At 44.9% G+C, this 26,722-nt stretch carries 19 protein-coding genes; 13 read left to right on the top strand and 6 right to left on the bottom strand.

Annotated features, from left to right (window positions below; all coding sequences use genetic code 11):
- Nucleotides 1–23: 23 nt before the first annotated feature.
- The gene (locus tag R7Z41_RS10155) at nucleotides 24–1,034 is read right to left on the bottom strand and encodes a TAXI family TRAP transporter solute-binding subunit (protein WP_005374185.1); all 1,011 of its coding nucleotides are present in this window, start codon (nucleotides 1,032–1,034) and stop codon (nucleotides 24–26) included.
- Nucleotides 1,035–1,870: 836 nt separating this feature from the next.
- Here R7Z41_RS10155 and brnQ point away from each other — a divergent pair.
- Both brnQ and R7Z41_RS10165 read left to right on the top strand, forming a co-directional pair.
- Nucleotides 1,871–3,181 (top strand): branched-chain amino acid transport system II carrier protein, encoded by a 1,311-nt coding sequence (brnQ, locus tag R7Z41_RS10160; RefSeq protein ID WP_238852839.1) that lies wholly within the window; start codon nucleotides 1,871–1,873, stop codon nucleotides 3,179–3,181.
- A 103-nt stretch (nucleotides 3,182–3,284) separates the two neighbouring features.
- Nucleotides 3,285–4,493: a GGDEF domain-containing protein gene (locus R7Z41_RS10165; protein WP_054576191.1), complete on the top strand. Its 1,209-nt coding sequence runs from the start codon at nucleotides 3,285–3,287 to the stop codon at nucleotides 4,491–4,493.
- A gap of 43 nt (nucleotides 4,494–4,536) precedes the next feature.
- Here R7Z41_RS10165 and R7Z41_RS10170 read toward each other — a convergent pair whose 3' ends face one another.
- Entirely contained in the window at nucleotides 4,537–5,886 is a 1,350-nt protein-coding gene (locus tag R7Z41_RS10170; protein ID WP_085569250.1) for a sigma-54-dependent transcriptional regulator, read from the bottom strand.
- 178 nt (nucleotides 5,887–6,064) lie between these two features.
- On the opposite strand from R7Z41_RS10170, the gene R7Z41_RS10175 reads away from it, so the two are divergent.
- Nucleotides 6,065–8,125: a sensor histidine kinase gene (locus R7Z41_RS10175; protein WP_262678620.1), complete on the top strand. Its 2,061-nt coding sequence runs from the start codon at nucleotides 6,065–6,067 to the stop codon at nucleotides 8,123–8,125.
- A 147-nt stretch (nucleotides 8,126–8,272) separates the two neighbouring features.
- Nucleotides 8,273–9,664: a glycoside hydrolase family 1 protein gene (locus R7Z41_RS10180; protein WP_258485236.1), complete on the top strand. Its 1,392-nt coding sequence runs from the start codon at nucleotides 8,273–8,275 to the stop codon at nucleotides 9,662–9,664.
- 99 nt (nucleotides 9,665–9,763) lie between these two features.
- Here R7Z41_RS10180 and R7Z41_RS10185 read toward each other — a convergent pair whose 3' ends face one another.
- The gene (locus R7Z41_RS10185; protein WP_149192196.1) at nucleotides 9,764–11,800 is read right to left on the bottom strand and encodes a PhoX family protein; all 2,037 of its coding nucleotides are present in this window, start codon (nucleotides 11,798–11,800) and stop codon (nucleotides 9,764–9,766) included.
- A 266-nt stretch (nucleotides 11,801–12,066) separates the two neighbouring features.
- Here R7Z41_RS10185 and R7Z41_RS10190 point away from each other — a divergent pair, with 266 nt between their 5' ends.
- On the top strand, nucleotides 12,067–12,405 hold the full coding sequence (locus tag R7Z41_RS10190; protein WP_206970450.1) for a YggL family protein: 339 nt from the start codon (nucleotides 12,067–12,069) through the stop codon (nucleotides 12,403–12,405).
- A gap of 1,331 nt (nucleotides 12,406–13,736) precedes the next feature.
- Nucleotides 13,737–14,636, top strand: coding sequence for a LysR family transcriptional regulator (locus tag R7Z41_RS10195; RefSeq protein WP_206970451.1), 900 nt, complete (start codon nucleotides 13,737–13,739; stop codon nucleotides 14,634–14,636).
- On the opposite strand, the gene R7Z41_RS10200 is transcribed toward R7Z41_RS10195, so the two are convergent.
- Together R7Z41_RS10200 and R7Z41_RS10205 are read right to left on the bottom strand one after the other, a co-directional pair.
- Entirely contained in the window at nucleotides 14,604–14,948 is a 345-nt protein-coding gene (locus R7Z41_RS10200; RefSeq protein ID WP_025768060.1) for a DUF5329 family protein, read from the bottom strand. The genes R7Z41_RS10195 and R7Z41_RS10200 overlap by 33 nt on opposite strands.
- 95 nt (nucleotides 14,949–15,043) lie before the next feature.
- A complete protein-coding gene (locus R7Z41_RS10205; RefSeq protein WP_262678641.1) occupies nucleotides 15,044–16,057 on the bottom strand; it encodes an MBL fold metallo-hydrolase in 1,014 nt (337 codons plus the stop codon).
- A gap of 155 nt (nucleotides 16,058–16,212) precedes the next feature.
- On the opposite strand from R7Z41_RS10205, the gene R7Z41_RS10210 reads away from it, so the two are divergent.
- The 3 genes from R7Z41_RS10210 (at nucleotide 16,213) to R7Z41_RS10220 (ending at nucleotide 18,556) form a co-directional block, all read left to right on the top strand.
- On the top strand, nucleotides 16,213–16,827 hold the full coding sequence (locus R7Z41_RS10210; RefSeq protein WP_025768062.1) for a TetR/AcrR family transcriptional regulator: 615 nt from the start codon (nucleotides 16,213–16,215) through the stop codon (nucleotides 16,825–16,827).
- Nucleotides 16,828–17,156: 329 nt separating this feature from the next.
- Nucleotides 17,157–18,062 carry a 30S ribosomal protein S6--L-glutamate ligase gene (gene rimK, locus R7Z41_RS10215; RefSeq protein WP_005374224.1) on the top strand — a complete coding sequence of 302 codons (906 nt, stop codon included), beginning with the start codon at nucleotides 17,157–17,159 and terminating at the stop codon, nucleotides 18,060–18,062.
- A gap of 65 nt (nucleotides 18,063–18,127) precedes the next feature.
- Nucleotides 18,128–18,556, top strand: coding sequence for an ATP-dependent zinc protease (locus R7Z41_RS10220; RefSeq protein WP_206970452.1), 429 nt, complete (start codon nucleotides 18,128–18,130; stop codon nucleotides 18,554–18,556).
- A gap of 66 nt (nucleotides 18,557–18,622) precedes the next feature.
- Here R7Z41_RS10220 and R7Z41_RS10225 read toward each other — a convergent pair whose 3' ends face one another.
- Nucleotides 18,623–19,348 (bottom strand): MBL fold metallo-hydrolase, encoded by a 726-nt coding sequence (locus R7Z41_RS10225; protein ID WP_054574596.1) that lies wholly within the window; start codon nucleotides 19,346–19,348, stop codon nucleotides 18,623–18,625.
- A 323-nt stretch (nucleotides 19,349–19,671) separates the two neighbouring features.
- Between R7Z41_RS10225 and speA the strand changes: the two genes are divergently transcribed.
- From speA to R7Z41_RS10245, 4 genes are all read left to right on the top strand, one after another.
- A complete protein-coding gene (gene speA / locus R7Z41_RS10230; RefSeq protein ID WP_047102851.1) occupies nucleotides 19,672–21,582 on the top strand; it encodes an arginine decarboxylase in 1,911 nt (636 codons plus the stop codon).
- A gap of 1 nt (nucleotide 21,583) precedes the next feature.
- Nucleotides 21,584–22,504, top strand: a complete 921-nt coding sequence (speB, locus tag R7Z41_RS10235; protein ID WP_005374233.1) for an agmatinase — start codon at nucleotides 21,584–21,586, stop codon at nucleotides 22,502–22,504.
- A 409-nt stretch (nucleotides 22,505–22,913) separates the two neighbouring features.
- Nucleotides 22,914–24,119: a multidrug efflux MFS transporter EmrD gene (gene emrD, locus R7Z41_RS10240; RefSeq protein ID WP_017635532.1), complete on the top strand. Its 1,206-nt coding sequence runs from the start codon at nucleotides 22,914–22,916 to the stop codon at nucleotides 24,117–24,119.
- A gap of 310 nt (nucleotides 24,120–24,429) precedes the next feature.
- Nucleotides 24,430–26,595, top strand: coding sequence for a S9 family peptidase (locus tag R7Z41_RS10245; protein WP_206970453.1), 2,166 nt, complete (start codon nucleotides 24,430–24,432; stop codon nucleotides 26,593–26,595).
- Nucleotides 26,596–26,722 lie beyond the last annotated feature (127 nt).

Consider the following 26,722-nt stretch of genomic DNA (forward strand, 5'->3'; position numbering starts at 1 on the left):
CGAAACTCGGGGCCAAGTTAGCGTTATTTCGCCATTAGGTCTGATGGGATTTCGATGCCCATTTCTTTGTAGTAACGCGCCGCGCCTGGGTGAAGAGGCACTGGCAAGCCAGCGATCGCTTTCTCAATCGCCATTGCTTTTGTTGCTTTGTGGATACCTTGTAGGAAAGGCAGATTCTCGTAGATCGCTTTGGTTAGTTGGTAAACGTCTTCTTCCGAGATATCTTCACGAACTGCCAAGAAGTTAGGCTGTGCAATGGTGGTGATCGGCTTATCTAGCCCCGGGTACGTATTCGCAGGAATCTCGTACTTCGTCCATAGGTTGTAGTTGCCGTTCGCCTCTTTGATTTGCTCGTCAGTAAACGAGAGAATCGAAATGTCTTTACCCAGCGCAGCAAAAGCTTGGGTTACGGCACCAACTGGCACACCCGCAGGCGTGTTCATGCCGTCAATGGTGCCGTTTTGAAGTGCGCTCGCACTGCCGCCGTAGCCCATGTACGCAAGGTTGAATTTATCAGGGTCGACCTTCAGACCTTTCATGATTTGGCGACCAGAGTTCTCAGTACCAGAATTCTTCTTACCGATAGAGAACTTCTTGCCATCGAGGTTGTTCAGGTCAGTCACTGTGCCCGTTTTTGCTAGGTCAGAGCGAACAATAAAGTGCTCAACGTTTTGCCACAGCATAGAGACTGAACGCAGCTGCTCTTGGCGACCGCTCTTCTCATAAGGACCTTCACCAGACCAAGCCCATGCACCGTAAAGACCTTGTAGAATCGCGAACTGTGCTTCATTTTCGTTCAGCAGTTTGACGTTTTCACCAGAGCCCGCAGAGCTGATTGCAGAAAGGGAGAAGTGGTGCTTTGGTGCCAATTTCACTTTGCTTAACGTCGCCAACGCTACGCCCACAGGGTAGTAAGTACCACCTGTCGATGCCGTTGCAAGAATATAGCTACGATCTTCTGCCGCAGCGTTAGCAGCAATACCAAAAGAAGTCACAGCGACAGCCAAAGCTTTTACCAGCTTATTCATTTTCATTATTACTCTCCGTGTAGTCGTTTCACCATTGGGGATTTACATCATGTTAAACCTTTATTAACAACACATTCCCTAGAGCAATTGAAATGCCAACTTTTAACCCTTTGTATTTATTGAACTAAGAGCTGAAAGACATCAAAAATGAGCAAAATCATGCTGATTTGATAGCAAAGTAATGAGCAAGATCTTGCTCATTGAAGAGGAGAAGGTTGCACGCCTAGATCGCAAAAGGTTAATAAAATGTGATCAAGACAAAATAAATGCACGATTCACTAATAAGCAATATTTTGCCGATGCAATTTTGGATTGAATTGCAACTAATGAGCGTCTTAACAATAAGAAGAAAAAGCGCATCATTCTAAACTGCTCAATTTATCAGCTGAGGTTTATAGCCTAAACGACTACAAATAGCACAAAAATACAGCAAAGAAAGCCATGTTACAAAAATGAAAAGTCATTTATTCTAATTTTTAATTTAAAAAGCAGCTCGATCCACCAGTTCAGAAATAAACATTGACCGTATCAACTTATTTTCTACTTCGGGGTTGTGCCAATGGCCCTATGTTCGTTAGTGTAACAACACGCCAAGGCAAACGTATTCCTTGGTATTTTTTCGTCTTTAAGGATCACCCATGTCAGCAACTGCGCAATTACAATTCGCTTTAAAACGCCCATCTGGCGTTGCTGCTGCGATCCTCCTGCTCTCTCTGAAACTGATTCAGAGCTGACAGGCTATATCTAAACTTTCTGTCAGCTTGAGAAGAAGCTGACGGGAACACCACATACTCCTCCCATTCCTTTCAGTTTCTTCCAAGCGAAACATAAGAGGAATAACAATGTTAAGCGCACGCAATATCGCCGCTTTGGGCTTCATGACTTTCGCCATGTACTTAGGCGCGGGTAACCTGATCTTCCCTCCATTTTTGGGTTACCAAGCAGGTGAAAACTTTCTGAGCGGGATGTCTGGCTTCCTCTTGACGGGTGTAGGTCTGCCTGCGATGGCACTGGTGATGGTGGCTATCGTAAACGGTTCAGACAAATTAACCGCTGCCCTACCTAAACCTTTGGCGACCAGTTTTTGGGTGATGGTGTTTATCGTGATTGGCCCTGCGTTCGTGATCCCACGTGCAATTACCGTGGCTTACCAATTTAGCTTTGCGCCAATGTTTGGTGATGCAGCTTTGGTGCCTTTCACTATTGCCTTCTGTGCTATCACCATTCTATTTGCCCTATATCCGGGTAAATTGGTCGACAACCTAGGCAAGATCTTAACGCCTGCCTTGATGGCAATCTTGATCATCATGTCTGTGACGGCTTTGGTTTCTCCTGCAGGTGAGCTAACTGCCGCAACGGGACCATACCTATCTGGTGCATTTGCTGAAGGCTTGACCCAAGGCTACATGACCATGGATGCGCTAGGTTCTATCGGTTTTGGTTGGATTATCTTCCGCGCGATTCGCAGCATGGGTGTGGATAGCCCGAAAGCCACTGCAAAATACACACTAATTGCTGCTTTAATGTACGCGGTTGCCATGGCATTTGTTTACATCTCATTGGCTTACATTGGCTCAACAAGCTCATACTTAGGCTCTGAATTCAGTAACGGTGGCGACATCTTAACGGCATTCACCTTTAGCCACTTCGGCGCATTTGGCTCACTATTACTAGGGGCCGTGATGGTATTGGCGTGTTTGACTACTGCTATCGGCGTAACCACCGCAGGCAGTGAGTTCTACGACAACACTTTCAGCAAAGTGAACTACAAAGGCTGCGTTATCACGACCATGGTATTGGCAGGTTTGATCGCTAACGTAGGTCTAGAGCAACTATTGGCTATCACATTGCCAGCGGTTGTGGCGCTTCACCCAGTCGCGATTGCGTTGATGGTCATGGCACCAGTGCGCAACAAGATGTCACAAATCATGGTGGTAGCGACGGCGTTCACTGCTTTAACGTTTGGTTGTGTTGATGCGCTGCACATCCTAGGTTACATGCCAGATTCCACCGATGAGTGGATGGGTAATTACATGCCTCTGTACAATGACTTTGCTAGCTGGATTATGCCTAGCGTATTTATGATGATTGTTGGTCTGCTGTTTACGACGAAAACCAACCAAACCGAACAATTCGAGCTGGTGAATGAATAGCCATTTAACATAAGACATCGCTCAATAAGTGAGTTACTATGTAGCTCGCTTATTGATATCAGGCAAAGGAGTTGCCTGAATGAAAGATTGATATGGGTCGCCTATGGATAATCAGTATCTAGACATCAGAACACTGAACTTTATCGTTATTCTGTTCTCTTGCATTTACTCTATTAGTCTGCTTTGTTATCAATACACTCAGGGTAGAGTCAAAGGCTTAAAAACCTTCTCGATATCACTACTGTTCATTGGTTTAGGCCCTTTTTTACTTGGCTTTAGAGGCTCTGCGCCAGACTGGCTGACCATCGTCATAGCCAACACTCTCATATTAGTCGGCTTCTTGCTTACGCTATATAGCGTAAGCATTTTTCGTCAATACCCTTTAAAATTGGCTCACTGTCTCACCTTGTTAACACCTGTTTTCAGTGGTTCATTTTACTATTTCACCTTCCATGATCCTTCTATCAAAAGCCGTATTATTTATCTGAGCATGTATATTTGTATCGTCACCTTCTTTAGTGGTGTCGCTATGCTTAAAGGTACCCAAAAGGACTTAAAGCTCCCTGTTAAAGCAATGGCTTACTCTTTCTTTGGATTTAGTTTTTTTATGGGATTTAGGGCGCTTTGGAGTACTTTTTCAGGTGAGTTACCAAGCTTTATGGTCGCAGGCCTTATCCATCAGCTGACTTTCTTATTTAGCATCTGCCTGATCGTTGCTTTGAGCTTTAGTATGCTGTGGTTAATTAACGGACGCTTGGTGCAATCCATTAATGATCTCTCTCATTTAGATGCACTCACAGGGCTATATAATCGTCGAGCCATGGAAGAAATCGTTCCAAACTTGGTTAATAAAGCACATAAAAAAAGCCAAGCAATCAGCATTATTATGACTGATGTAGACAAGTTCAAAGCGATTAATGATCACTATGGTCACACGGTTGGCGACTCCGTCATGGCAACGATCTCCACTATTTTTAAAAAGCATCTTCCTGAGTCAGCCTGCATTGTGCGATTTGGTGGTGACGAGTTCATGATTGTTTTGCTCGAAAAAGCACAGCAAGCCAAAATTTTCGCAGAGCAAATTCGCCTTGCGGTCGAAACTGAAACCGCTTTGCAATCATTTAAAACTGAAGTGACCATGAGCTTTGGTATCAGTCAGTTATCTGAGGGGCAATCACTTCAAGAGGCGCTTGCTGAAGCAGACGAAGCGCTATATAGCTCTAAACATACTGGAAGGAACCTCGTTACCTTGTTTGGAGAAGGGAAAGACCTAAATTATAAGTTTGTCCCAGCTCCAGCCAAAAGCGCATAACGTGTTTGTTATGCCAATGATTTTACATTAGCTAGAAATCGCACTAAGTATAGTCGGAGCGATTCAAACCAAACTTCTGCATCTTTTGGTTAAGGGTTCGACGTGGTAAATCCAACTCCTGCATCACCTCATTGATGCGTCCATGATGCCTGACTAAAGAATCATGTAGCACCTTACGTTCAAAGTTATGTAGCTGAATCGCCAACGGCACGCCCGCATGCGTCTCTTCGGTTGTTGAGGATGGTCGACTGGAGATAATTTCCATCACGGAGACGGTTTCATCCAATGCAAAACGCATCGCTACATTCCTAAGCTCACGTACGTTACCAGGCCAAGAGTAAGCAAGAATGGCCTTTCTATCAGCTTCACTCAGTGGACGACTCTCAGGGTTACTTTTCAGAGCAAAGTGTTCAAACAAGATCAACGCGTCTTCTTCTCGCTCACGTAGCGGTGGCAAATAGATCTGCGCCACATTGAGTCGATAATACAAATCCTGACGAAACTCATCATGATCATTGAGATCTTCTTTCGCGGCGGCGATCACTCTCAAATCAACTGAGATCTGTTGATTGCCTCCAACGCGCTCAACTGTATGTTCCTGTAATGAACGCAACACTTTCACCTGCATGGACAGCGGCATACTCTCGATTTCATCAAAGAATAAGGTGCCTTTATCCGCGTATTCCAATTTACCAATGCGCTTTTTACCCGCTCCAGTAAATGCTCCAGCTTCGTGCCCAAACAGCTCACTTTCAAACAGATTCTCAGGAATAGCACCACAGTTGATTGGCACAAAATGATGGGTTCTACGTTGGCTTTCATTGTGCAAACTGGTCGCTACTAGCTCTTTACCACAACCTGTTTCACCGTAAATGATCACATTGGTATCAATGCGCGCTAACTTGGCAACTTGTTCTCTAAGCTGTTGCATCACTCGGCTTCGCCCAATCAACACTTCTTCTAAGCCGCTAACGCTAGATAGGTACTCTTGGCGATCTTGAGTAGACGTTTGTGCGCGATAGCTCTCTACCGCTTCGGTCACTCGTTGGGACAAGCGCTCAGGTTGAAAAGGTTTCTCGATAAAATCGAACGCACCGTTTTGTAACGCCCCTACCGCCATATCGACGTCACCATGTCCGGTGATCAAAATAACTGGCGTTGGAATGTGATTGGCAATCAGGCTTTCTAGTATCGACAAACCATCGGTGTCTGGCAGGCGAACATCACTGACAATCGCATCAAATTCTTGGCTAAGAATGGCCGCTTTGCCCTCTTCGCCTAAACTGAATGCGGTCACATCAAACCCCGCCAGTTGCAGCCATTGGCTGGTAGCCTGACGAACAATGTCATCGTCTTCGATAAGTGCAATTTTAGGGATGTCGTCAAAAGCCATGAGTTACTGCCTGCTTTATGGGATGGGAAAGAAATCGCTCTTTATTAACGGTAGCAAAAACCACTGAGGAGAAAAGGAGCTAGATCTCACTTCTTGCTTACAAGTCTTTAACATCCAACCAGTTAGGCGCACTCTTTAATGACTGTCGATGAGAACGCATTAGCTGAATGGAGTCAGTATGCAGCGCAAAAGGAATGGCAAAACATGGCTTGTGGTCGCAATTGCGGTAGTGCTGATGTTGTCTTGTTATAGCGCCAGCAGAGAGGTTGCCCGTCAGTGGTTGAGTGTACAAACTCAAACTGAAGCTCAGCAAAAACTGCTCGACTATATTGGTGAAGTCCGCCGTGCACTCAAACGTTTCTACCACTTACCTTACCTCGTCACCAATAACCCAGAAACCATCGCTTTTGTGAAAGGGAATCTGACTTATTACGAGCCGTTGCAAACCCAGCTGACTCAACTCGATAAAGCCGCCAATACGGAAGGTTGGCTAATCCTGTCTAACTCTGGCGAAGTATTGGTCTCAAGTTTGATCGAAGAGCGCTTTAGCCTGTCTGACCGAAAAGCCATTGTGGAACAAATTCACAATCAAGGCGGCGGTGTTTCCTTGGTGAACAAAACCAAAGGTTCGAGCCCGTTGTATTATCTTGCAGCCCCTATCTACAATGGTCTGAATATCGCTGGCATTGTGGTGGTGCAAATCAACCTTAGCTTATTAACCGAACAGACCATTACTAGCCAAGACATCATTACGTTGCAAAATCGCCAGCAACGCTTTTTCCTATCGAGTAGCTCGCTCTATAACGCTGACTGGTTTAACGAACCGAGCAACACCGTTCAGTTAGAAACGCAGCGCTTATACGACAACACCAACATCAGTGTGTGGACGCTCAACCAGCAACGCTACTTTGCGCACACCGTTAAATTGGATGATTTGAATTGGTACGTCAGCTACCTCACCCCTTCTAAGCCGATTCAACAAACCATCAACGTGATTGGTTGGAGCGTAGCGACGCTGCTCTTGTTGGTTGTATTACTCGTCATCATTGGTCTACAACGTCGCCAAAAACACATCAACCAACAACGAATTCAAGCCCTGCTGGAAGAGTCCCAACGCCGCTTGAAACAGATGATCAATAAGACCCACGTTGGTTTGCTATTGATTGATGAACAAGGTCAACTGTTCGATCTCAACCCAATGGCGAAGCGTTTGTTCTGTTTACCAGAAAGCGTCAATCGACATGCTTTTGCTTGGGAATTATTCGACGCAGGCAATCCCAATTCCACCACACTTAAGTTGCTCAAGGATTTACCTAAACATAAAGAGCTCGCAGAGATCAGCACGGTCGAAACCATTGCCAGACGCAGTGACGGAAGCGTCTTCCCTGTCTTGTTCTCGCTAACCAGTTTCCCTTGGCATGGCGAGCAGTATTTCCTTGCGACGATCATCGACATCAGCAAGCGGAAAAAAGCCGAGCAATCACTGCAACAGGTCAACCAAGAACTGGCGCAGCGGGTAGAAGAGCGTACTCAAGCGCTAAAAGAAGCACAAAGCCAATTAATTGAATCGAGCAAAATGGCCGCTTTGGGTCGCATGTCGAGCGCGATCACTCATGAGCTCAATCAGCCACTGACGGGCTTGCGCACCCTGCTCACCACGAACGAGCTACTAGCGGAACGCGGTGAAACCGAGATGATGAAAGCCAACAATGTATTGGTGCAGAAGCTGATTGATCGCATGGCAAGCATGACCAGTCAGTTAAAGACGTTCGCCTACAACAAACCAGAAAGCCTACAGGCGATTTCTCTTACCTCCGCACTCGAAGAGACCTTACGCGTTTATCAATCCCAATTAGACAAGGTGGATGTGCGTGTGCGCGTTCCTCATGATTTACCTAATATCATGGGTGAAGAACAACGACTGCTTCAGGTGCTCGGTAATCTTGTCTCGAATGCGCTAGACGCAATGAACCATACCACCAACCCGCAGCTCAGCTTGATCGTCAACCCAACCAGCAATCAGGTCGAACTGATCATCAGTGATAATGGCTGCGGCGTGTCGGATGAGATGCTTGAATCCATGTTCGAACCCTTCCAAACCTCAAAGAAAATTGGTGAAGGATTGGGGCTGGGTTTAGCGATTACGGCCAACAATATGCGTGATATGAACGGACAAATTACTGTGCATAAGAATGAACAAAATGGGCTGACTTTCACTTTATTGTTCAAATCAGCCTAAGGTGATATTGATTACAAAATCATCATTAGAACTAGGCATCCCCGCTGTTTGAGAAAAACACGATCTCGATACAAGAATCCCTCCTTGACCTACACTATTCTCAAGCAAATAAGACGAATAACTTCCGAACGATAAAGAGTGAGAAACATGATTAAGTTTCCTGAACATTTTCTTTGGGGCGGTGCCATTGCTGCAAACCAAGTAGAAGGGGCGTACAACCTTGGGGGTAAAGGGTTATCGACATCAGACATGCTGCCAAACGGTATTTTGAGTCCGCATCAAACCCGTGAAGAGCGTACACCGGGTATCAAAGACGTGGCGATCGACTTCTACAATCGCTACCCAGAAGACATCGCGCTGTTCAAAGAGATGGGCTTTAACTGTCTGCGTCTCTCTTTGGCATGGAGCCGCATCTTCCCGAACGGGGACGAGTTAGAACCGAACGAAGAAGGTTTGGCGTTCTACGATAAAATTTTTGACGAACTTGCCGAGCACAACATCCAACCTTTCGTGACCTTATCTCACTACGAAATGCCTTACGCACTGGTTGAAAACTATGGCGGTTGGGGCGATCGTCGCGTCATCGAATTCTTCGAACGTTATGCTCGCACCGTGCTGGAACGCTACAAAGACAAAGTGAAGCTGTGGTTAACATTCAACGAAATCAACATGTCTCTACACGCACCATTTACTGGTGTTGGTTTGCAAGAAGACGCCAATGAACAAGATATTTACCAAGCGATTCACCACCAGCTAGTCGCAAACGCAAAAGCGGTAAAACTGTGTCAGCAAATCGTACCAAACGGCAAGATTGGTAACATGCTGCTTGGCGCAATCAACTACCCATACACCTGTAACCCTGATGACGTGCTTGCTGCAATGCATGAAAACAACAAGTGGTTGTTCTTCGGTGATGTACAAACGCGTGGTCAGTACCCAGGCTACATGAAGCGTTACTTCCGTGAAAACGGCATCGAAATTCAGATGGAAGCAGGCGACTTAGAAGAAATTGCATCGGCAAGTGTCGATTTCATCTCATTCAGCTACTACGCAAGTGGCTGTGCAAGTGCGGATCCGAAACAGAAAGAAGTGGGTAACATTGTCGATAGCGTACCAAACCCATACCTTGAAAAGAGCCAGTGGGGTTGGTTGATCGATCCAAAAGGCCTGCGCATTCTGCTTAACTTCCTTCACGATCGCTACCAAAAACCACTGTTTGTCGTAGAAAACGGCTTAGGTGCATATGATGAAATCGACGAAAACGGTGAGATTCAAGATGATTACCGCATCGCTTACTTGAACGACCACCTTGTGCAAGCACACGAAGCGATTCTGGATGGCGTTGAGTTGATGGGCTTTACCAGCTGGGGGCCAATCGATTTGGTCGCGAACTCAACCGCTGAGATGAGCAAACGTTACGGCTTTATCTATGTCGATCGTCATGATGATGGGCAAGGAACGCTAGAACGTAAACGCAAGAAAAGCTTTTTCTGGTATCAAGACGTGATTCGTACTTCAGGCGGTTCATTGAAAAGCTAAGCCTGTTGTCTAGGTATAAAGTGCAACTAGGCATTCGCCTAAACCATCAAGCCCTGCAATTGCAGGGCTTGAATTTTAAGGTGTTTATTCATTTAGAGATTAAACTGCAATCTCTCCACCGTCTTCACGGCGAATAACCACTGTCGCCGCTCGTGGGCGCACAGAAACACCAGCAGGCGTTTCTTCGGCTGCATCTTCACTGTATGGCCAGTTACCTGGGTGCTGAATATTCACAAACAATGATTTGTAATCAGGGCTGATGGTAAAGCCTGTTACTTCACAACCATTTGGTCCGACAAAGAAGCGTTTCAATTCAGCTTGATTATCCGCACCAATCACAGCTTGATCACCATTCTCATCTGTTAGCTTAGATGGAACAACAGCCAACATTTGATCATTGGTGTAAGACGTAACTTCATCTGCGCCGTTATCAGTCTGAATCCACAAAATACCACGGCCATCAAACGCTAATCCGTCTGGGCTCGCAAACTGGTTAAGCTCGGTCAAGCTCGAACGGTTAGTGTCCGCATCACCGTTTGCCGGAGAGCCAAACACGAAGATATCCCAAGTAAAGTCAGTTGCTGAAGCACCTTCATCCCAACGAATAACATGACCAAACTTATTATTCAAACGTGGATTCGCAGGATTGGTTTCATCTGTACGGCGCGTATTGTTCGTCAATGTTAAATATACTGAACCCGTGAATGGATCAACCGTACACCACTCTGGTCGATCCATTGGTGTTGCCCCAACTAAATCCGCCGCACCCGCAGTATTGATGATAATTTCAGCCAGTGAATCAAAGTGATCCGCTAACGTACCACCAGCGGTTGTTACGCTATCAAGCGTTAATGGTAACCAAGTACCTGTGCTGTCTTCATTGAAGCGCGCCACGTACAGTGTGCCTTCGTCCATGTACTTGTCACCCATCGCCAAGCGATTATCAGGGTTAGCATCTGCTGGATCCCACGCTGCCGCAGATTCAAATTTGTATAGGTATTCAAAGCGAGAATCGTGGCCAGAATAAAATACCACTGGTTTGCCTTCTTCAAGCTTACCGAAAGTACAGCCCTCGTGACGGAAACGACCTAGCGCAGTACGTTTCTTCGCACGTGAGTTTTGCGTGTAAGGGTCAATCTCGACGATGTAACCGTGACCATTGGCTTCATTACGGTAATCATCCATCGCACTTGCTCCTGTTGGAGCCACATTAAAGCGAGAGAACTCATCAAGACGCTCTTCTGCATTTCCTGCTAATGTCTCCCACAAGTAGCGTGTACTTTGATCATCGACACCAATGCGATCTTGCTCTTCTGTACGAGTCCCGGCATTAACAAAGTAACCTGGCCAGTTCTCTTCACACGTTAAGTACGTGCCCCACGGCGTGTAGCCGTTGCCACAGTTGTTTAACGTACCACGCGCTTGGCTGCCATCTGGCGAGAAACGAGTGACAGTTAAAGATGTGTGGGCCACCGGGCCAGACAAATCCATGACGGTCGCACCAGTATAACGACGGTTTAGTGGATCGGTATCAACCAACTTCCACATGTTGTCTTCCAGTTGAATGCGAACCACTGACACACCGTGCGCGTTAATCTCTTTACGCACTTCATCTACAATGGTGCGTACGCCATTTTCAACCGTCGGACCATTTGGATGCAGTGCTGATGTGTCGATGTACTCGTGGTTAATACATAGCAAGCCATCTGTAGTGCTATCGTTCAATGGGAAAAAATGCATGCCGTCATGATGCATGCCTAGCGCATTTAACTGATCGGTACTGGTGTTGGTACCATCATTTTGCCATGCGCTGCCTTGTGCATTAAGTGGTGTTCCCCAAGGTACTAGTACTTGTGCGGTGTAGCCTTGTGGAATTGAAACTGCGTCAGTGAGTGAGCCAGGGATAGATTCAAAGTTAAGAACGGCTTTAGATGCGCCCGAACCACTGCTTACTGTACTCCCTGAGTCAGACGAGTTACAACCAGCCAATCCGAAAGCACCAAACGCTGTCATCGCACTGATACCTAAACCACCTTTCAGAATGCTGCGTCGAGATAGGCTCGCTTCTAATACTTCTTCAAATGGTTTGTTTTCACTTTGGTTATAACGCGTCGCGTCAAAGGTTTCCTTGCTCATTTTTACTTTCCCGATCTTATAGTTTAATTAATAAATAAGTGATTAGTTGAACGGCAAGAAGTTTGGATAAGAAAAATGACAAAAGTGCTTAAAACATATGAAACTTGTGTTTCAACAATACTGCAAACCAACCAACACAGCTAACGAAGCAATTAAATTCTGGTCACATAATCACCAACTGTATCGCTTCATTCTGATTTTACTTGGGCTAAAGTGTGATAGAAGGTATAAGGTGTACGAAATCAAATCATCTACGAGAGATAATCATGAAATTAGACAAGATCGGTAACAAGAGCCGTCGTATCCGTAAAAAGCTGTTCTTAGGTGAGTTCGCAATCCTAGGTTTCGAGATCAGCTGTGAAACAGACATTAACGACTTCGACCGTTACGATGCATTCGTTGATGACTTTATCGACTACATTGACGAGCTTGGTCTTTGCTTCGGTGGCGGTGGTCTAGAACTGTTTGAAGGCTTCCTATGTTCTACTGACCGTTACGGCAATGCGACTGAAGAACAGAAAGCGCAAGTTATCAAATGGTTAGAAGCACGCCCAGAAGTGAAAAGCGCGCAAGCGGGCGAACTAGTTGACGCCAACTACCTGTAACTAAAGGGCAACCTGTAATACGCAGAGCTCAGTAAATGGTAGAGAAAGCTGGTCTTAAGACTGGCTTTTTTATTTTTGGAAGAATGCGATATTAAAAATAGGGTGCTTGGGAAGTTGCGCGGAGTGATTGTGGCGTTTTTGAGCTGGCAATCAACGGGAAACTGCGTTCCACAGCCAGCTCGTGCCTTTAGGTATAATTAACTATGATTTTTTAGCTGGGGCGTCTTTCGTGTCTTTCCAGTATTGAATACGCACACGATGTAGCTGAGCTCTTCTAGTCTTTTTCATAGTAAAGTCCCTCATCTTATATAAGTAACGCTCCTCATGGAGCTTATTGTCTAAGGTCGTATCCCCTTCAATCTATAAGGGAATCAATCATTTAACCGTGACCAATTTCACAACATAATGATAATTACCGATTTCTTGCAGCCTGTTTTTACTGGCAAACGGCATATTATCTATCTGACACAGTTAACTTACTCACCAGATATGACAGAAAAATGGCAATCAAGTTCCCTACTTATACTGTCATTGAATCTTAATAAGGATTAACAAGGTGGGCATTTCAGATTTACCATACTGTTTATAAAAACCGCAAGATTTTTTATTTCTTTTCAAACAAATCTCTACTCAAGATCAATTCACTTTCATCTTTATCGTCTCCCTTTTAACGCATTGTGATCCAGTTCAATCCACAGAACTCGGAACAAAAAGCGCTCATTAATACATTCACCACCAAACTTGTGCGAGATATCTTACAAGAGTTGTAAGCAAATAGATTAACCACGTCTAAGAGCAATGCCAGAAAAAACATTAAACATATGATTTAAAAGTAATATTTAAATTCACTTAAAATAATAAGTAAAAATAATTTAGAAAAGTTAATTGAGTCAAATCAGCAAAACATCAATACTCAATTTGTCGACAGGATGTTGGCGGGAACAGGAAAAAAGCCTAAAGGATTGGGTATCTTCAGGATGAAGATTTGATAGCTTAGGATGAGTTGTCAGCAAGGATGTAGTTAAGCTCTAGGATAGAGTTCGCCCGTCAGGATGATAGGCAAGAATGGACACCGCTAGGAAGGCGATGAACAAGGAACTCGGTTAAAGGATTTAGCCACAATCAAGGATAGATGCAGGGAGCACCTATTAGTAGCTGGATTGCTGCGAAAAAGAATAAGCCCCGTCTGGGAAACCAGGCGGGGTTTTATTTTGTCTGTAATGTATTGATAAAGATTCATCTTTATCGTTTAAGTCTTCTCTGTTTTCATAAAACACCGTGCTATCATTTTCTTTACGTCTCCCAACAAAGCTCTCAGAAAATCACACACTATGCTTAATCCTGTTTGGTTACATACATTTAAGACATTGATTGAAGTCGGTCATTTTACGCAAACGGCAGAAAAACTTTTTATGACTCAGCCTGGCGTCAGCCAACACATCAAAAAATTAGAGCAAAGTTGTCAGCATGCCTTGATCAAGCGCGAAAACAAAAGCTTCGAATTAACCGAACAAGGCAGGATTGTCTACGCATATGCGCTCGAGTTAGAAGATAGAGAGAAGAAGCTGCTCGAAGAGCTCAGTTTTGATGATGCGTTTTCAGGCCACTGTAAACTGGCTTGTTCTGGTGCAATGGCGTTAATGTTGTATGGGCCCATTTTGGAGAAGCAAAAACAGCACCCGAGCTTATCGTTACATTTAGAAGCCGCGCCAAATCAATCTATTCTCAACGCCATAACGCAAGGGCACATCGATATTGGTATCGTGACTGATGTTCCCAACAAAGGTCTGTTTCACAGTGAGCGAATTGGTAAAGAGAGGTTGTGCTTGGTTCTGCCAAAGCATTATAAAAATAAGCAGATAACGCCACAACTCTTGCATGACTGTGGTGTCATTAGCCACCCTGATGCCGAGCATTACATGACGCTGTTTTTTGACCAGTGTGAAGAACCACAGCTCCAAGAAATTAAGATGAGCGATTTACCATTATCCGGCTACGTAAATCAATTGAGCCAAATTTTGCTACCTGTCAGCAAAGGACTTGGCTTCACCGTGCTGCCTCAAAGTGCGGTCGACAATTTTCCGCTAAAAGACACGTTATACATTGCTCAACTGAAAAACACTGTATGTGAAGAGCTATTTCTAGTTCGTAAGCGCAGTCGTGCTCTACCTCTGCGCTATCAGACCATCAAAGAAGTGTTATTGGATGTGATCGGTGGTGCGCATCAATGATGTTAGCCACTCTTCGCTGGTAATGCGTTTGTCTTGGCAATCTACCCAATATGGTTTGCCAGATAACCAGCTCTTTGACGCGACCTCTTTTATAAACACATCCACGGAATCAACGTCATCTTTGGCGTAATCCCATTTATTGCGCATGTGTTCTGCCGCTTCTTGATTAGTGTACGCCTTGCCGTTGCGGATAAAGGTGCAAGAGGATTGCTCAACTCGTTTTATCAACGTCGAGATATCTTGCTCTACCCCTGCTAGTGCAAAGGTAGGCAGAATGCTTAATGTAAGTAACAACGTCCACTTTGCTTTCATCGCACCTTTATCCTTATCCCTGACCACATAACTACTAATAGTAACTACTGATAAGTGACTTAACTATTCTGGTGTTTGACTGTTTAGCTCAGCAATTATTGCCACCATGCCTGAGCAGGCTGAGGCTCCGCAATCGCCAAGCGTTGACCAATCTCAGGGCTCACTAACGTTACACCGCGCTCTTCACTAATATCTAACGCGCGTTGCATTGGCTCATTCCAATCGTGCATTGATAAATCAAACGTGCTGTTATGGATCGGCATCATCACTTTGCCCTGCACATCGATGTGTGCTTGAACGCTTTGCTCTGGGAACATGTGAATGTCTGACCAGAGTTCATTGTACGCACCTGTTTCAATCATGGTGAAGTCAAACGGACCGTACTTTTCGCCAATCTCTTTAAAGCCATTGAAGTAACCAGAGTCACCACTGAAGAACACTTTGTGTTGTTGTGCATTGATAACCCAACTGCCCCACAGCGTCGTATCGCGGTCTGTCAAACCTCGACCAGAAAAATGCTGAGTCGGAGTTAGTGTATATTCAATGCCGTCAACAGAGTGTGACTCCCACCAGTCTAGTTCGATCACTTTCTCTTTGGGTACACCCCAATTCACCAGTAATTGGCCAACTTTTAACGGCACCAAGAAAGTGCCCACCTTGTCGCCTAGCACTTTAATAGAAGCTTTATCTAGGTGATCGTAATGGTCATGACTGATCACCACCACATCGATAGTTGGCAAATTTTCTATCGTGATGGGAGTTTTGTGAAAACGTTTTGGCCCAGCCCATTTCACAGGAGACGCGCGATCACTGAATACAGGGTCGGTCATCACCAGTTTTCCATCGAGCTTCATTAATACGCTTGAGTGACCCAGACGATAGATGACGTCATCTTGCTCTTCTAACAGTTGCTGCGCTGTGATCGCATGCACTGGAATTTCAATCGTTGGTGTTGGGTTAAGGCGCCCAGTCGTAAAATACGCTTTCATGATTTCGAACATGTCGCCCAAACCGCTTTTGTATTCCAACTCTGTATTTGCAAATTTGTCCGGGTATGTTGGCGCTTTTTCAGTATCAACATTAGAACAAGAAATCATGGATGTACCCATCGCGAACGCTCCTACTGTGGCTAGCAAAGTTTTTTTCATAAAAAGTTAACCCGAACAAAAGTAAACTACACGGTGCAGTTTACATTCTAATTATCAAAAGTAAACTACTTAGTGTAAAATAGATCAAGGAATGATCTTCTTAACTTAGCAAGCTTATGAATGTAAAAAGAAAAAGTCGTAGCGAAACCAAAAGAGAAGCCATCTTGTGCGCGGCAAGGCAAGCGTTCCAAGAGTTTGGGGTGCAAAACACCAGCATGGATAAGCTCTCTGCAATCGCACAAGTCTCTAAGCGCACGGTCTATAATCACTTCCCTTCTAAGGAAGCGATCGTGACGGAGTTGCTGACTGAGCTTTGGCGTTCGTCAATGATGGAAAGCGATATTAAACGCTTGGCCACTCTGCCACTCAAAGATCAATTGATTGAATTACTCTACAGCGAGATCATTGTGGTGACGGAACCAAACTATATTGAGCTGGCAAAAGTGGCATTTGGGCACTTCTTATTTAAGCCAGAAGATCTCAAAGAACAAGCAGAACAAATGTCGAAACAGGAAACCGCCCTGTACCGCTGGCTTACGGAGAAATCGAACAGTGGCGCTTTGCAAATTGATGATGTACATATAGCAAGCACTCAATTGCACAACTTACTTAAAGGCAGTGCATTCTGGCCGCAGTTAATGGGAATTCGCCCCTCTTTGTCGAATGAAGAATCTAGGCTGTTAGCTACCCAAACGGCGGAACTTTTTTTAAGTCACTATCAAAACAGCTAAAAACAGCGGTCAAATTGGCCGCTTTTTTAAGCGATAATTCGTGACAAAGCGATGAAATTTTTGCTCAATTTTATTTATCTCACCCTTGACAGTCTCATACCGCAAGGCGTGAGCGTTCGATAAAATATTTTTGTCGTGTCGACGATGCTTTTTCGTTTTCATCTCACAAAAAAACGCCCTAAGGTGCGCACCTCTGACGACGTGGTTGTTCAACCACAATTCTAAATCGTTGAAGTAAGTAGGTTATGTCATAACATGATCACCTGCCTACTGCATTCTATGCTCTATACTTATATTTTAATTTGGTACTGACTTACTAAGGAATTGCCATGCGTATTGCTATTCTCTCTCGTAATGAGAATTTATATTCAACCATGCGCCTAAAACAGGCGGGTGAAGAACGTGGGCATCAAATCGATGTGATCGACACGCTTCACTGTTATATGGACATTACGAGCAACAACCCTAAGATCCGCTACAAGGGTGAAGAATTACCGCAATACGATGCTGTTATTCCACGTATTGGGGCATCTATTACGTTTTACGGCACTGCTGTTGTACGTCAGTTTGAAATGATGGGTACATTTTGTGTCAACGAATCTGTCGCGATCAGCCGCTCTCGTGACAAGTTGCGCTCATTGCAACTGCTATCACGTAAAGGCATCGGTTTGCCACGCACTGGCTTTGCTCACCATCCTGACAACATTCAGGACGTGATCAAAAACGTTGGTGGCGCACCTCTAGTAATTAAATTGCTAGAAGGCACTCAAGGCATTGGTGTTGTACTTGCTGAAACAAATAAAGCGGCAGAAAGCGTGATTGAAGCTTTCATGGGTTTGAAAGCTAACATCATGGTGCAAGAATTTATCGAAGAAGCAAAAGGCGCGGACATCCGTTGTTTTGTTGTCGGAAATAAGGTGATTGCCGCAATGAAGCGCCAAGCAAAAGAAGGCGAGTTCCGTTCTAACCTTCACCGTGGTGGCTCTGCACAACTCGTGCGTTTGAGCAAAGAAGAGCGTGCGACCGCTGTAAATGCAGCGAAAGTGATGGGCTTGAACCTTTGTGGTGTGGATATCCTTCAATCTAAAAATGGCCCAGTGGTAATGGAAGTGAACTCTTCCCCTGGTCTAGAAGGCATCGAACTAGCAACGGGTAAAAACATTGCAGGTATGATCTTCGATTTTATCGAGAAAAACGCTAAGCCAAATTCAAACCGTACTCGCGGTAAAGGTTGATTTTTGTTTAACGCACAAGAGAGCCAAAAACCGGCTCTCTTGTTACTCGTCGCTAGGATGACACTATGAATCAGAAAATGATCATTGGGAATGCCGAAGCTATTTGCTTGCCAGAGTTAGGGATTACTCACCTTGAAGCGCGTATTGATACAGGCGCTCAAACCTCTTCATTACATGTAGACAATATTGATTGCTTTGAAAAAGATGGTCAGTCTTATGTTGCATTCGATTTGCACCCAGATGTATACCATTTAGAACAAGTGGTTCGCTGCACAGCGAAACTAAAAGCAAACCGTAAGGTTAAATCTTCTAACGGTACTTTTGAGCACCGCTGCGTGATCACAACGATGCTGCGTATGGGCGACCAACAATGGCCAATCGACATTACGTTGACTAACCGTGAAAAAATGACTTACATGATGTTGTTAGGTCGTCAGGGTATGACAGACAAAGTGCTGGTTGATCCTAGCCAATCTCACTTATTGGCATCTTAACCCCGTAGCTTCAGATGAGTGATCGAACGTTTTTGTTGAGCATCACTCGTCTGGCTTTATCTTAGCCTACTTCCTACGAAATAACGCAAACAACAATCCCTTCGCTTTAACTTTTGTCACTCGCCAGTGCGTCATTGGCTTAGTCGGCGCTGTATTCAAAATGTGCTGATACGCTTTTTCATCCAAAGTCACCTCTCCCCCATGTGCCAAAAGCAAACATTGCGGATTCATCTCAAACACACGCTTTAATGATTGCCGATATTGATTCGGATGAAATATGGGAAACGGCGCAATCAGATGCTGTTTCACCTGCACCATTAAATCCGCCACATACAGTACATCTTGTTCAGAATGATAAACCGACAGATCTCGGTCGGTATGCCCTAGTGTTTCTAGCACCTGCCAATCATCAAATCCAGGAATAAACTCTCCATCAATAAGTTCAATATCTGGCTTTAGCTTGCGGGAATACCACAGGTTTTGCTTTGGTTTACGCATCCGATTCGCCATCCAGCGTGCTAACATCAAATCGGTCAAATGCATTAGCCAACCGTCTACACCGCTATACCACTGGTTCTCTCGCTTTGCGGCCAATAGCTTGCATCCTGTTAAGTCACGTAGTTTGTGCGCACCACCAGCATGGTCTGGATGCATGTGGGTCACAACAACCAACTTTAGATCAGAAAAAGGACGATGGAGTTGATGTTCAATAAAGTCTTTAAGATGAGGAATGTCTGCTCGACTGGCACCATCAAGCAACAATAATCTATCGGGATATTCGGCGAGATACATGGTCTGAATGTACCCCTGAATTCTGTGCAGCTGCAAAATATGTCCTTATTTTAGTGAGATGCTTCATGACCGAATCCTTACTGGTCAGACCAACTATAACAGCAGAATGGACGCTTCGGTAAACAAATATTCACACGTAGCGACGACAACAAATCATAATCGAGATGATAGATTTTAATCATTAGACTCAAGGGCCCTTTTATCCGTTAATGCGCGCACACGGAGTTCGTGTCAGGGTATGAGGTAAATACCTCATGATTTGCTTTTTTGTACTTTTCCTTCTAATTAATTAAGGAGTTAAGTACATTTTTGTGAGAATCGAGTTGGAAAAAGCAACTAAATTAGACCGCATCCGCGCGGACTACAACGTTCACTACTGGAGCCAAGGTTTCTACGGCATTGATGACCAAGGCGAAGTATATGTATCACCACGTAGTGATCGTGCACATCAAATCCCTTTCAGCGCTATTGTAAATGAGCTAGAAGCGAAGCAGTTAAATCTGCCTGTATTAGTACGCTTCCCGCAAATCGTGCACCAACGTGTGCATGGTATTTGCCACGCATTCAACCAAGCAATTGAAGAATACCAATATCCAAACAAATACTTGTTGGTGTACCCAATTAAAGTAAACCAACAACGTGAAGTGGTGGATGAAATTCTAGCGAGCCAAGCTCAACTAGAAACCAAGCAGCTTGGTCTTGAAGCGGGTAGCAAGCCAGAATTGTTGGCGGTACTTGCATTGGCTCAACAAGGTAGCTCCGTAATCGTGTGTAATGGCTACAAAGACCGTGAGTATGTGCGTCTTGCACTGATCGGTGAAAAGCTGGGTCACAAAGTATTCATCGTACTAGAGAAGCTTTCTGAGCTGGATCTGGTACTAGAAGAAGCGAAAAGTTTGGGCGTAAAACCGCGCCTTGGTTTACGCATTCGCCTCGCCTCTCAAGGCGCAGGGAAATGGCAAGCAAGTGGCGGTGAAAAATCGAAGTTTGGTTTATCAGCATCGCAAGTGCTTAGCGTTATTGAACGTCTTAAACGCGAAGGCAACCTAGACGCGATGCAACTGGTTCACTTCCACCTTGGTTCACAGATGGCAAACATCCGTGATGTACGCAATGGTGTGAACGAGTCTGCACGTTTCTACTGCGAACTACGCGCACTCGGTGCAAACATCGAGTACTTCGATGTGGGCGGCGGCTTGGCAGTGGATTATGACGGCACACGCAGCCAATCATCGAATTCGATGAACTACGGACTTGCAGAATACGCACGTAATATCGTCAACACAGTGGGCGATGTGTGTCTGCAATACGAACAACCAATGCCAGTGATCATTTCGGAATCGGGTCGCTCGCTAACAGCGCACCACGCTGTATTGATTTCTAACGTAATTGGTACCGAATCGTACCTACCGGAAGAAGTACATGAGCTTGATGATGACGCTCCGCTTTTGCTACAAAACATGTGGCGAAACTGGGAAAACTTACAAGATGGTACAGACGCTCGTGCGTTAATTGAGATTTACAATGATACCCAAAGTGATTTGGCAGAAGTGCACTCTCAATTTGCTACAGGCGTGCTTAACTTGGAGCAACGTGCGTGGGCAGAACAATTGTCACTGCGCATTTACTTCGAATTAAGCCGCAAGATGAGCACTAAGAATCGCTTCCACCGTCCGATTCTGGACGAGTTGAGCGAACGTCTTGCGGATAAGTTCTTCGTGAACTTCTCTCTCTTCCAATCTCTACCAGATGCTTGGGGTATTGATCAGGTGTTCCCTGTTCTGCCACTTTCTGGTCTGGGCGAGGCGGAAGAGCGTCGTGCAGTGATGTTGGACATCACATGTGACTCTGATGGCGCGATCGATCACTACGTTGATGGTCAAGGCATCGAGAGCACGCTACCTGTACCAGCTTGGAGCAAAGACAAACCGTACCTAATGGGCTTTTTTCTAGTAGGCGCATACCAAGAAATCCTTGGTGACATGCACAACCTATTTGGTGATACCCACAGTGCTGTAGTCAATGTTGATGAACACGGTCAATTTGAGATCAGTTACATCAACGAAGGTGATAGTGTAGAAGACATGATGCGCTACGTTCATATCGACGTGGATGCGATTCGTGACAATTATAAACAATTGGTTTCACAGCGAGTTGAAGCCAATGAACAAACACAAATCCTAGCAGAACTAGAACAAGGTCTAGCAGGATACACCTATTTAGAGGACTTCTGATATGAATGATTTGTTTACTAAAACTGATTATTCGCTTTACTCCAACTCTATGTCGTTTTTACGTCTGCCGTACATTCGTAACCCGGTATCGGCAGACGCAGACGTTGTGGTGTTGGGAGTCCCTCTGGACATGGCAACATCTGGTCGTCCAGGTGCGCGTATGGGTCCAGATGCAATTCGCCGTGCCTCAGTCAACTTGGCATGGGAAGGTAAGAAGTTCCCGTGGAGCTTCAACGTATTGGATAAACTGAAAGTGATCGACGCAGGTGATCTCGTGTTCGATTGCGGTGATGCGGAAGATTTTACTTACCGCCTTGAAGCGGCAACCAGTGAAATTCTAAAAAGTGGTAAAACCATGTTGGGATTGGGCGGTGACCACTTCATCACGCTACCTATCCTACGTGCCTATGCGAAGCATCATGGCCAAATGGCGTTGATTCACTTTGATGCTCATACGGACACCTATGCAAATGGCAGTTCATACGACCACGGTACGATGTTCTACCATGCGCCGAAAGAAGGTTTGATCTCAGCAAAGAACTCAATACAAATCGGCATTCGTACGGAGTACAAACAGCAAGATCACGGCTTCAATGTGATTAATGCGATGCAAGCGAATGACATGTCGGTGAACGAGATCCTAGAAGAAATTCGTCGCACCGTCGCAGACAAGCCAGTATATGTCACTTTTGACATCGACTGCTTAGACCCGGCCTTCGCACCGGGAACTGGTACACCAGTTTGTGGTGGCTTGAACTCAGACAAAGCGCTGAAAATTATTCGTGGTTTAGCCGGCATGAATATCGTGGGTATGGATGTTGTCGAAGTATCGCCTCCATACGACCACAGTGATGTTACCGCACTAGCGGGAGCAACCATCGCACTAGAAATGCTTTACGCATACGCATCTGAGCGCGAATAGACATAATCATTTCTAAGGGAGCTTCGGCTCCCTTTTCTTTCTGATGCCTTCCTCCACCTTTTATTCACTCGTTTCATCTTGAACTCAGATCAACCGAGCAGACGCTTTATTTTTGCACTTTAACCATTAAAACCAGTTACCTATAAGGCTCATTCTATTCACGAAAAGTAAAAGATTTAACTTAATTAGACAAAGAAATGCATCTCTTTTTGAAAGCAAAATCGGATTAGTTTTTCTAATTGAAATCATAGATTTTTATCTTGCTCAACTTCACACTTTTCGATTGCTAATTATACAAGCAAGCACTATTATCTCGCGCAAATACCCCCGCAACACAAGAATTCAGTTGGCACTCTATAAAAGAGCGCTAAGGGTTTTTACGTCTTAAATTTTTTGGAGAGATACGCAAATGTCTGCTTCGTTTCCATTAGCGAAACTTACCTTTTTAATCGCTATATTGACTGCCGTGGGTCAAATGACCCAGACAATGTACGTGCCTTCAATCGGTCATATGGCGGGCGAGTTTTTGGTATCTGCGTCATCACTTCAAGCTGTGATGGCTTGTTACCTAATCCCATATGGCTTGTCGCAATTTGCGTATGGCACACTATCGGACCGCTTGGGACGCAAACCGATCATCATCGTCGGGCTGCTTATCTACATCGTGGGTACACTGGTAGCATTATTTGCACATCAATTTGAATGGTTCTTGATTGGTAGCTTTATCCAAGGCTTAGGTATTGGCTGCGGCGGTGCGATGTCACGCACTCTGACTCGCGATTGCTTTGAAGGCTCTGATCTACACAGAGCAAACAGCTTAATTAGCATGTGTGTGATTTTCTCACCATTAATGGCACCAGTATTAGGCGGTTACCTAACAGAAGCTTTCGGATGGCGGTCGAGCTACTTGTTCTTAGCGCTATTTGCTATCGCGGTTGTGATCACCATGATGACAAGCATGATGGAGACGCTACCAAAAGAGAAACGCAAATTCGAACCAGTAGCCAAAAGCTACAAACACGTTTTGTCTGACCGTCGCTTTCAAGGCTTTTTGATTTGCCTGGTTGCAACATTCGCTGGTGTGGGTGTATTCGAAGCGGCGGCTGGGGTGTTGTTAGGTGGGGTATTAGAATTACCAGCAACAACGGTAAGTTTGCTGTTTATATTGCCGATCCCAGGTTACTTGGTGGGTGCAGGCTTATCTAGCTACATCGCAAGACGTCGCTCTGAGCGTCGTGCTTTAAATGTAGGCTTGGTCTCTATTTTTGTGGGCTCTGCTATTGTGCTCATCCCAGGCTTGTTTGGTTTAACCACTGCATTAACGCTGGTTGGAGGCGCAACCGTGTACTTTTTGGGTGCAGGTATTCTCTTCCCAGCAGCAACAACTGGAGCGATTGCGCCATTCCCATACCATGCAGGAACAGCAGGCGCGACATTGGGTGGCATGCAAAACTTGGGGGCAGGTGTCGCAACTTTGCTCGCGTCACTATTTCCAGCGCATAACCAGATGCCTTTGGGCATTTTGATGATGGCAATGTCGGTAATTGCAATGCTTGGGTTAATGTGGGTGAATCGAGCACACAATCACTCAAACGAAGTACCGCAAGTTATCTGATCATTATCAGCTTACTTTCAAAATCCAAAAGGGACACACTCAACAAGTGTGTCCCTTTTTTCATATCACACTATATCGATTTCCCGATGAGAATGATTTAACTTTCGAATTGATATTTGTTAAAAATAACAGCTGCTTACACAATGTGTTTTCAGCGCCCTTCAAATTGAGTATCCAACTCGAAATATTGAGGATTCTCACTTTTTCGGTATACCCCATAACAAAGAATGGACAACTGAAAACCACTAACAAAATGAAAGCCCAGCCCTCAGGATGAGGCCACTTGGGTGTACAATAAGGATAAAATCAGATGCGTTTCACTTTAACTACGTTGGCCGTCTCGGTCGCGCTTGTCGCCGGATGCAGCAATCAAGGAATCCCCAGCATGACTCAATACTCCCAAACACAGATCGTTGCTCAACAAACTCAAGCTCCGGTTGCGAAAAAAGTCCCTCACTCGATGACTATTCATGGCGATACCCGCGTTGATAACTACTACTGGATGCGTGACGACGAACGTAAAGACCCTGAAATTTTACAGCACCTAGAGAAAGAAAATCAGTACGCAGAAACCGTTCTAAAGCACACTGAAACACTTCAAGATACGCTATTTGAAGAAATTAAAGGGCGCATCGCAAAAGACGACAACTCAGTACCGGTTCGTAAAGGCAACTATTTCTACTCCAGTGAAGTGACCGGAGATAACGAGTACGAAGTCCATTTGCGAGCTAAAGACTTTGCAGGCAAAGACAAACAAATCATTTTAGATGTCAATGAACTAGCAAAAGAACATGAATTTTTCAGTATCGGCGGCCTATACGTTAGTCCGAATGAAAACTTATTGGCGTATGGCGAAGACACATTAAGCCGCCGCGTGTACACCCTTAAGATCAAAGACCTGACAACAGGCAATTACCTACAAGATGAAATCGAAGGGGCCTCAAGCGCTGTCGCATGGCAGAACGATAACAACGCCTTTTACTACATCAAAAAAGATCCACAGACCTTATTGGGCTACCAAGTTTATCGTCATGTATTGGGCACACCACAAAGCAGCGATGAGCTGATTTTTGAGGAAACCGACAGCGCCTATTACACCTCACTAAGCAAAAGCAAAGATGGCGAAGATATTTATATCTGGCATTCGAGTACAGAAACCAGTGGGGTCTCTATCATTGATGCGAACAACCCTAAAGCAAAGGCGAAACCGTTCTATCCTCGTGAAGATGGCATTGAATACAGTATTTCTAAGCTAGGCGATTGGTACTACATTTATACTAACTATCAAGCCGTCAACTTCCGTTTGATGAAAGTTCATCAAAATGACATGCGTGACCGCTCTAAATGGCAAGATGTGATTGCCGCAGACGACAACACTCAACTTGTCGACTTCGAGTTATTCGATGATCACATCGTCTATGAGCAGCGCTCTAACGGCCTAGCAAGCGTCACTGTACGTCAGCTTTCAACAGGAAAAGAATTCCCCCTCACATTTAATGACGATGCGTTTGCTGCCTATTTGACAGGTAACCTAGAGCTGGATAACGAAAAAGTTCGTATTTATTACAGCAGTTTAACCACTCCAGGAACCTACTACGATTTCGATCTAAAAACGGGCGGGTCAGAAATCATGAAGCAAACACCTATACTTGGTGATTTTAATCCTGACAATTACCAATCGGAACGCATCATGGTCACAGCCCGTGACGGTAAAGAAGTACCCGTTTCTTTGGTGTATCGTAAAGACTTATTTAAGAAAGATGGTACGAATCCACTCTACCAATATGGTTATGGATCTTATGGCGCAACCATTGAGCCAACTTTCCGCTCGACACGTTTGAGTCTATTGGATCGCGGCTTTGTTTACGCCATTGCTCATATTCGTGGATCTGAAATGCTTGGCCGCCCTTGGTATGAAGACGGTAAAAAACTAAGCAAGCAAAACACATTCAACGACTTTATTGATGTGACTAAAGGTTTGGTTGAACAAGGCTACGGCGCGAAAGATAAAGTCTTCGCTGTTGGTGGCTCTGCAGGAGGTCTCTTAATGGGGGCTATCATCAACCAAGCACCAGAACTGTACCGCGGTATCGGTGCACATGTTCCGTTTGTGGACGTGGTAACCACTATGCTCGATGAATCAATTCCATTGACCACCAATGAGTATGATGAATGGGGTAACCCAAATAACAAAACATACTATGACTATATGTTGAGTTACTCGCCTTACGACAACATCAAGGCGCAAAACTACCCGAACATGTTGGTAACGACTGGCTTGCACGACTCTCAAGTACAGTACTTTGAACCAATGAAGTGGGTCGCCAAACTTCGTGAAATGAAGACAGACGATAACGTTTTGTTGTTCAAAACCGATATGGAAGCCGGACACGGCGGCGCATCTGGTCGATTTAAGCGCTTAAAAGAAGATGCGCTAGAGTATGCCTTCTTCCTCGATTTACTCGATAAAGAATAAGCGTATTAATAGAACTGTATCTCTAACAACAAAAAATGCCCGCAAGTTGCGGCAATGTAGATCAGATAAGGATCAGTTGACCGATCCTTCTGATGAGAGACAATCGGAAACCTGTTTATAGGTTTCC

This window comes from Vibrio sp. 1457, assembly GCF_033340195.1.
Lineage (GTDB): Bacteria > Pseudomonadota > Gammaproteobacteria > Enterobacterales > Vibrionaceae > Vibrio > Vibrio alginolyticus.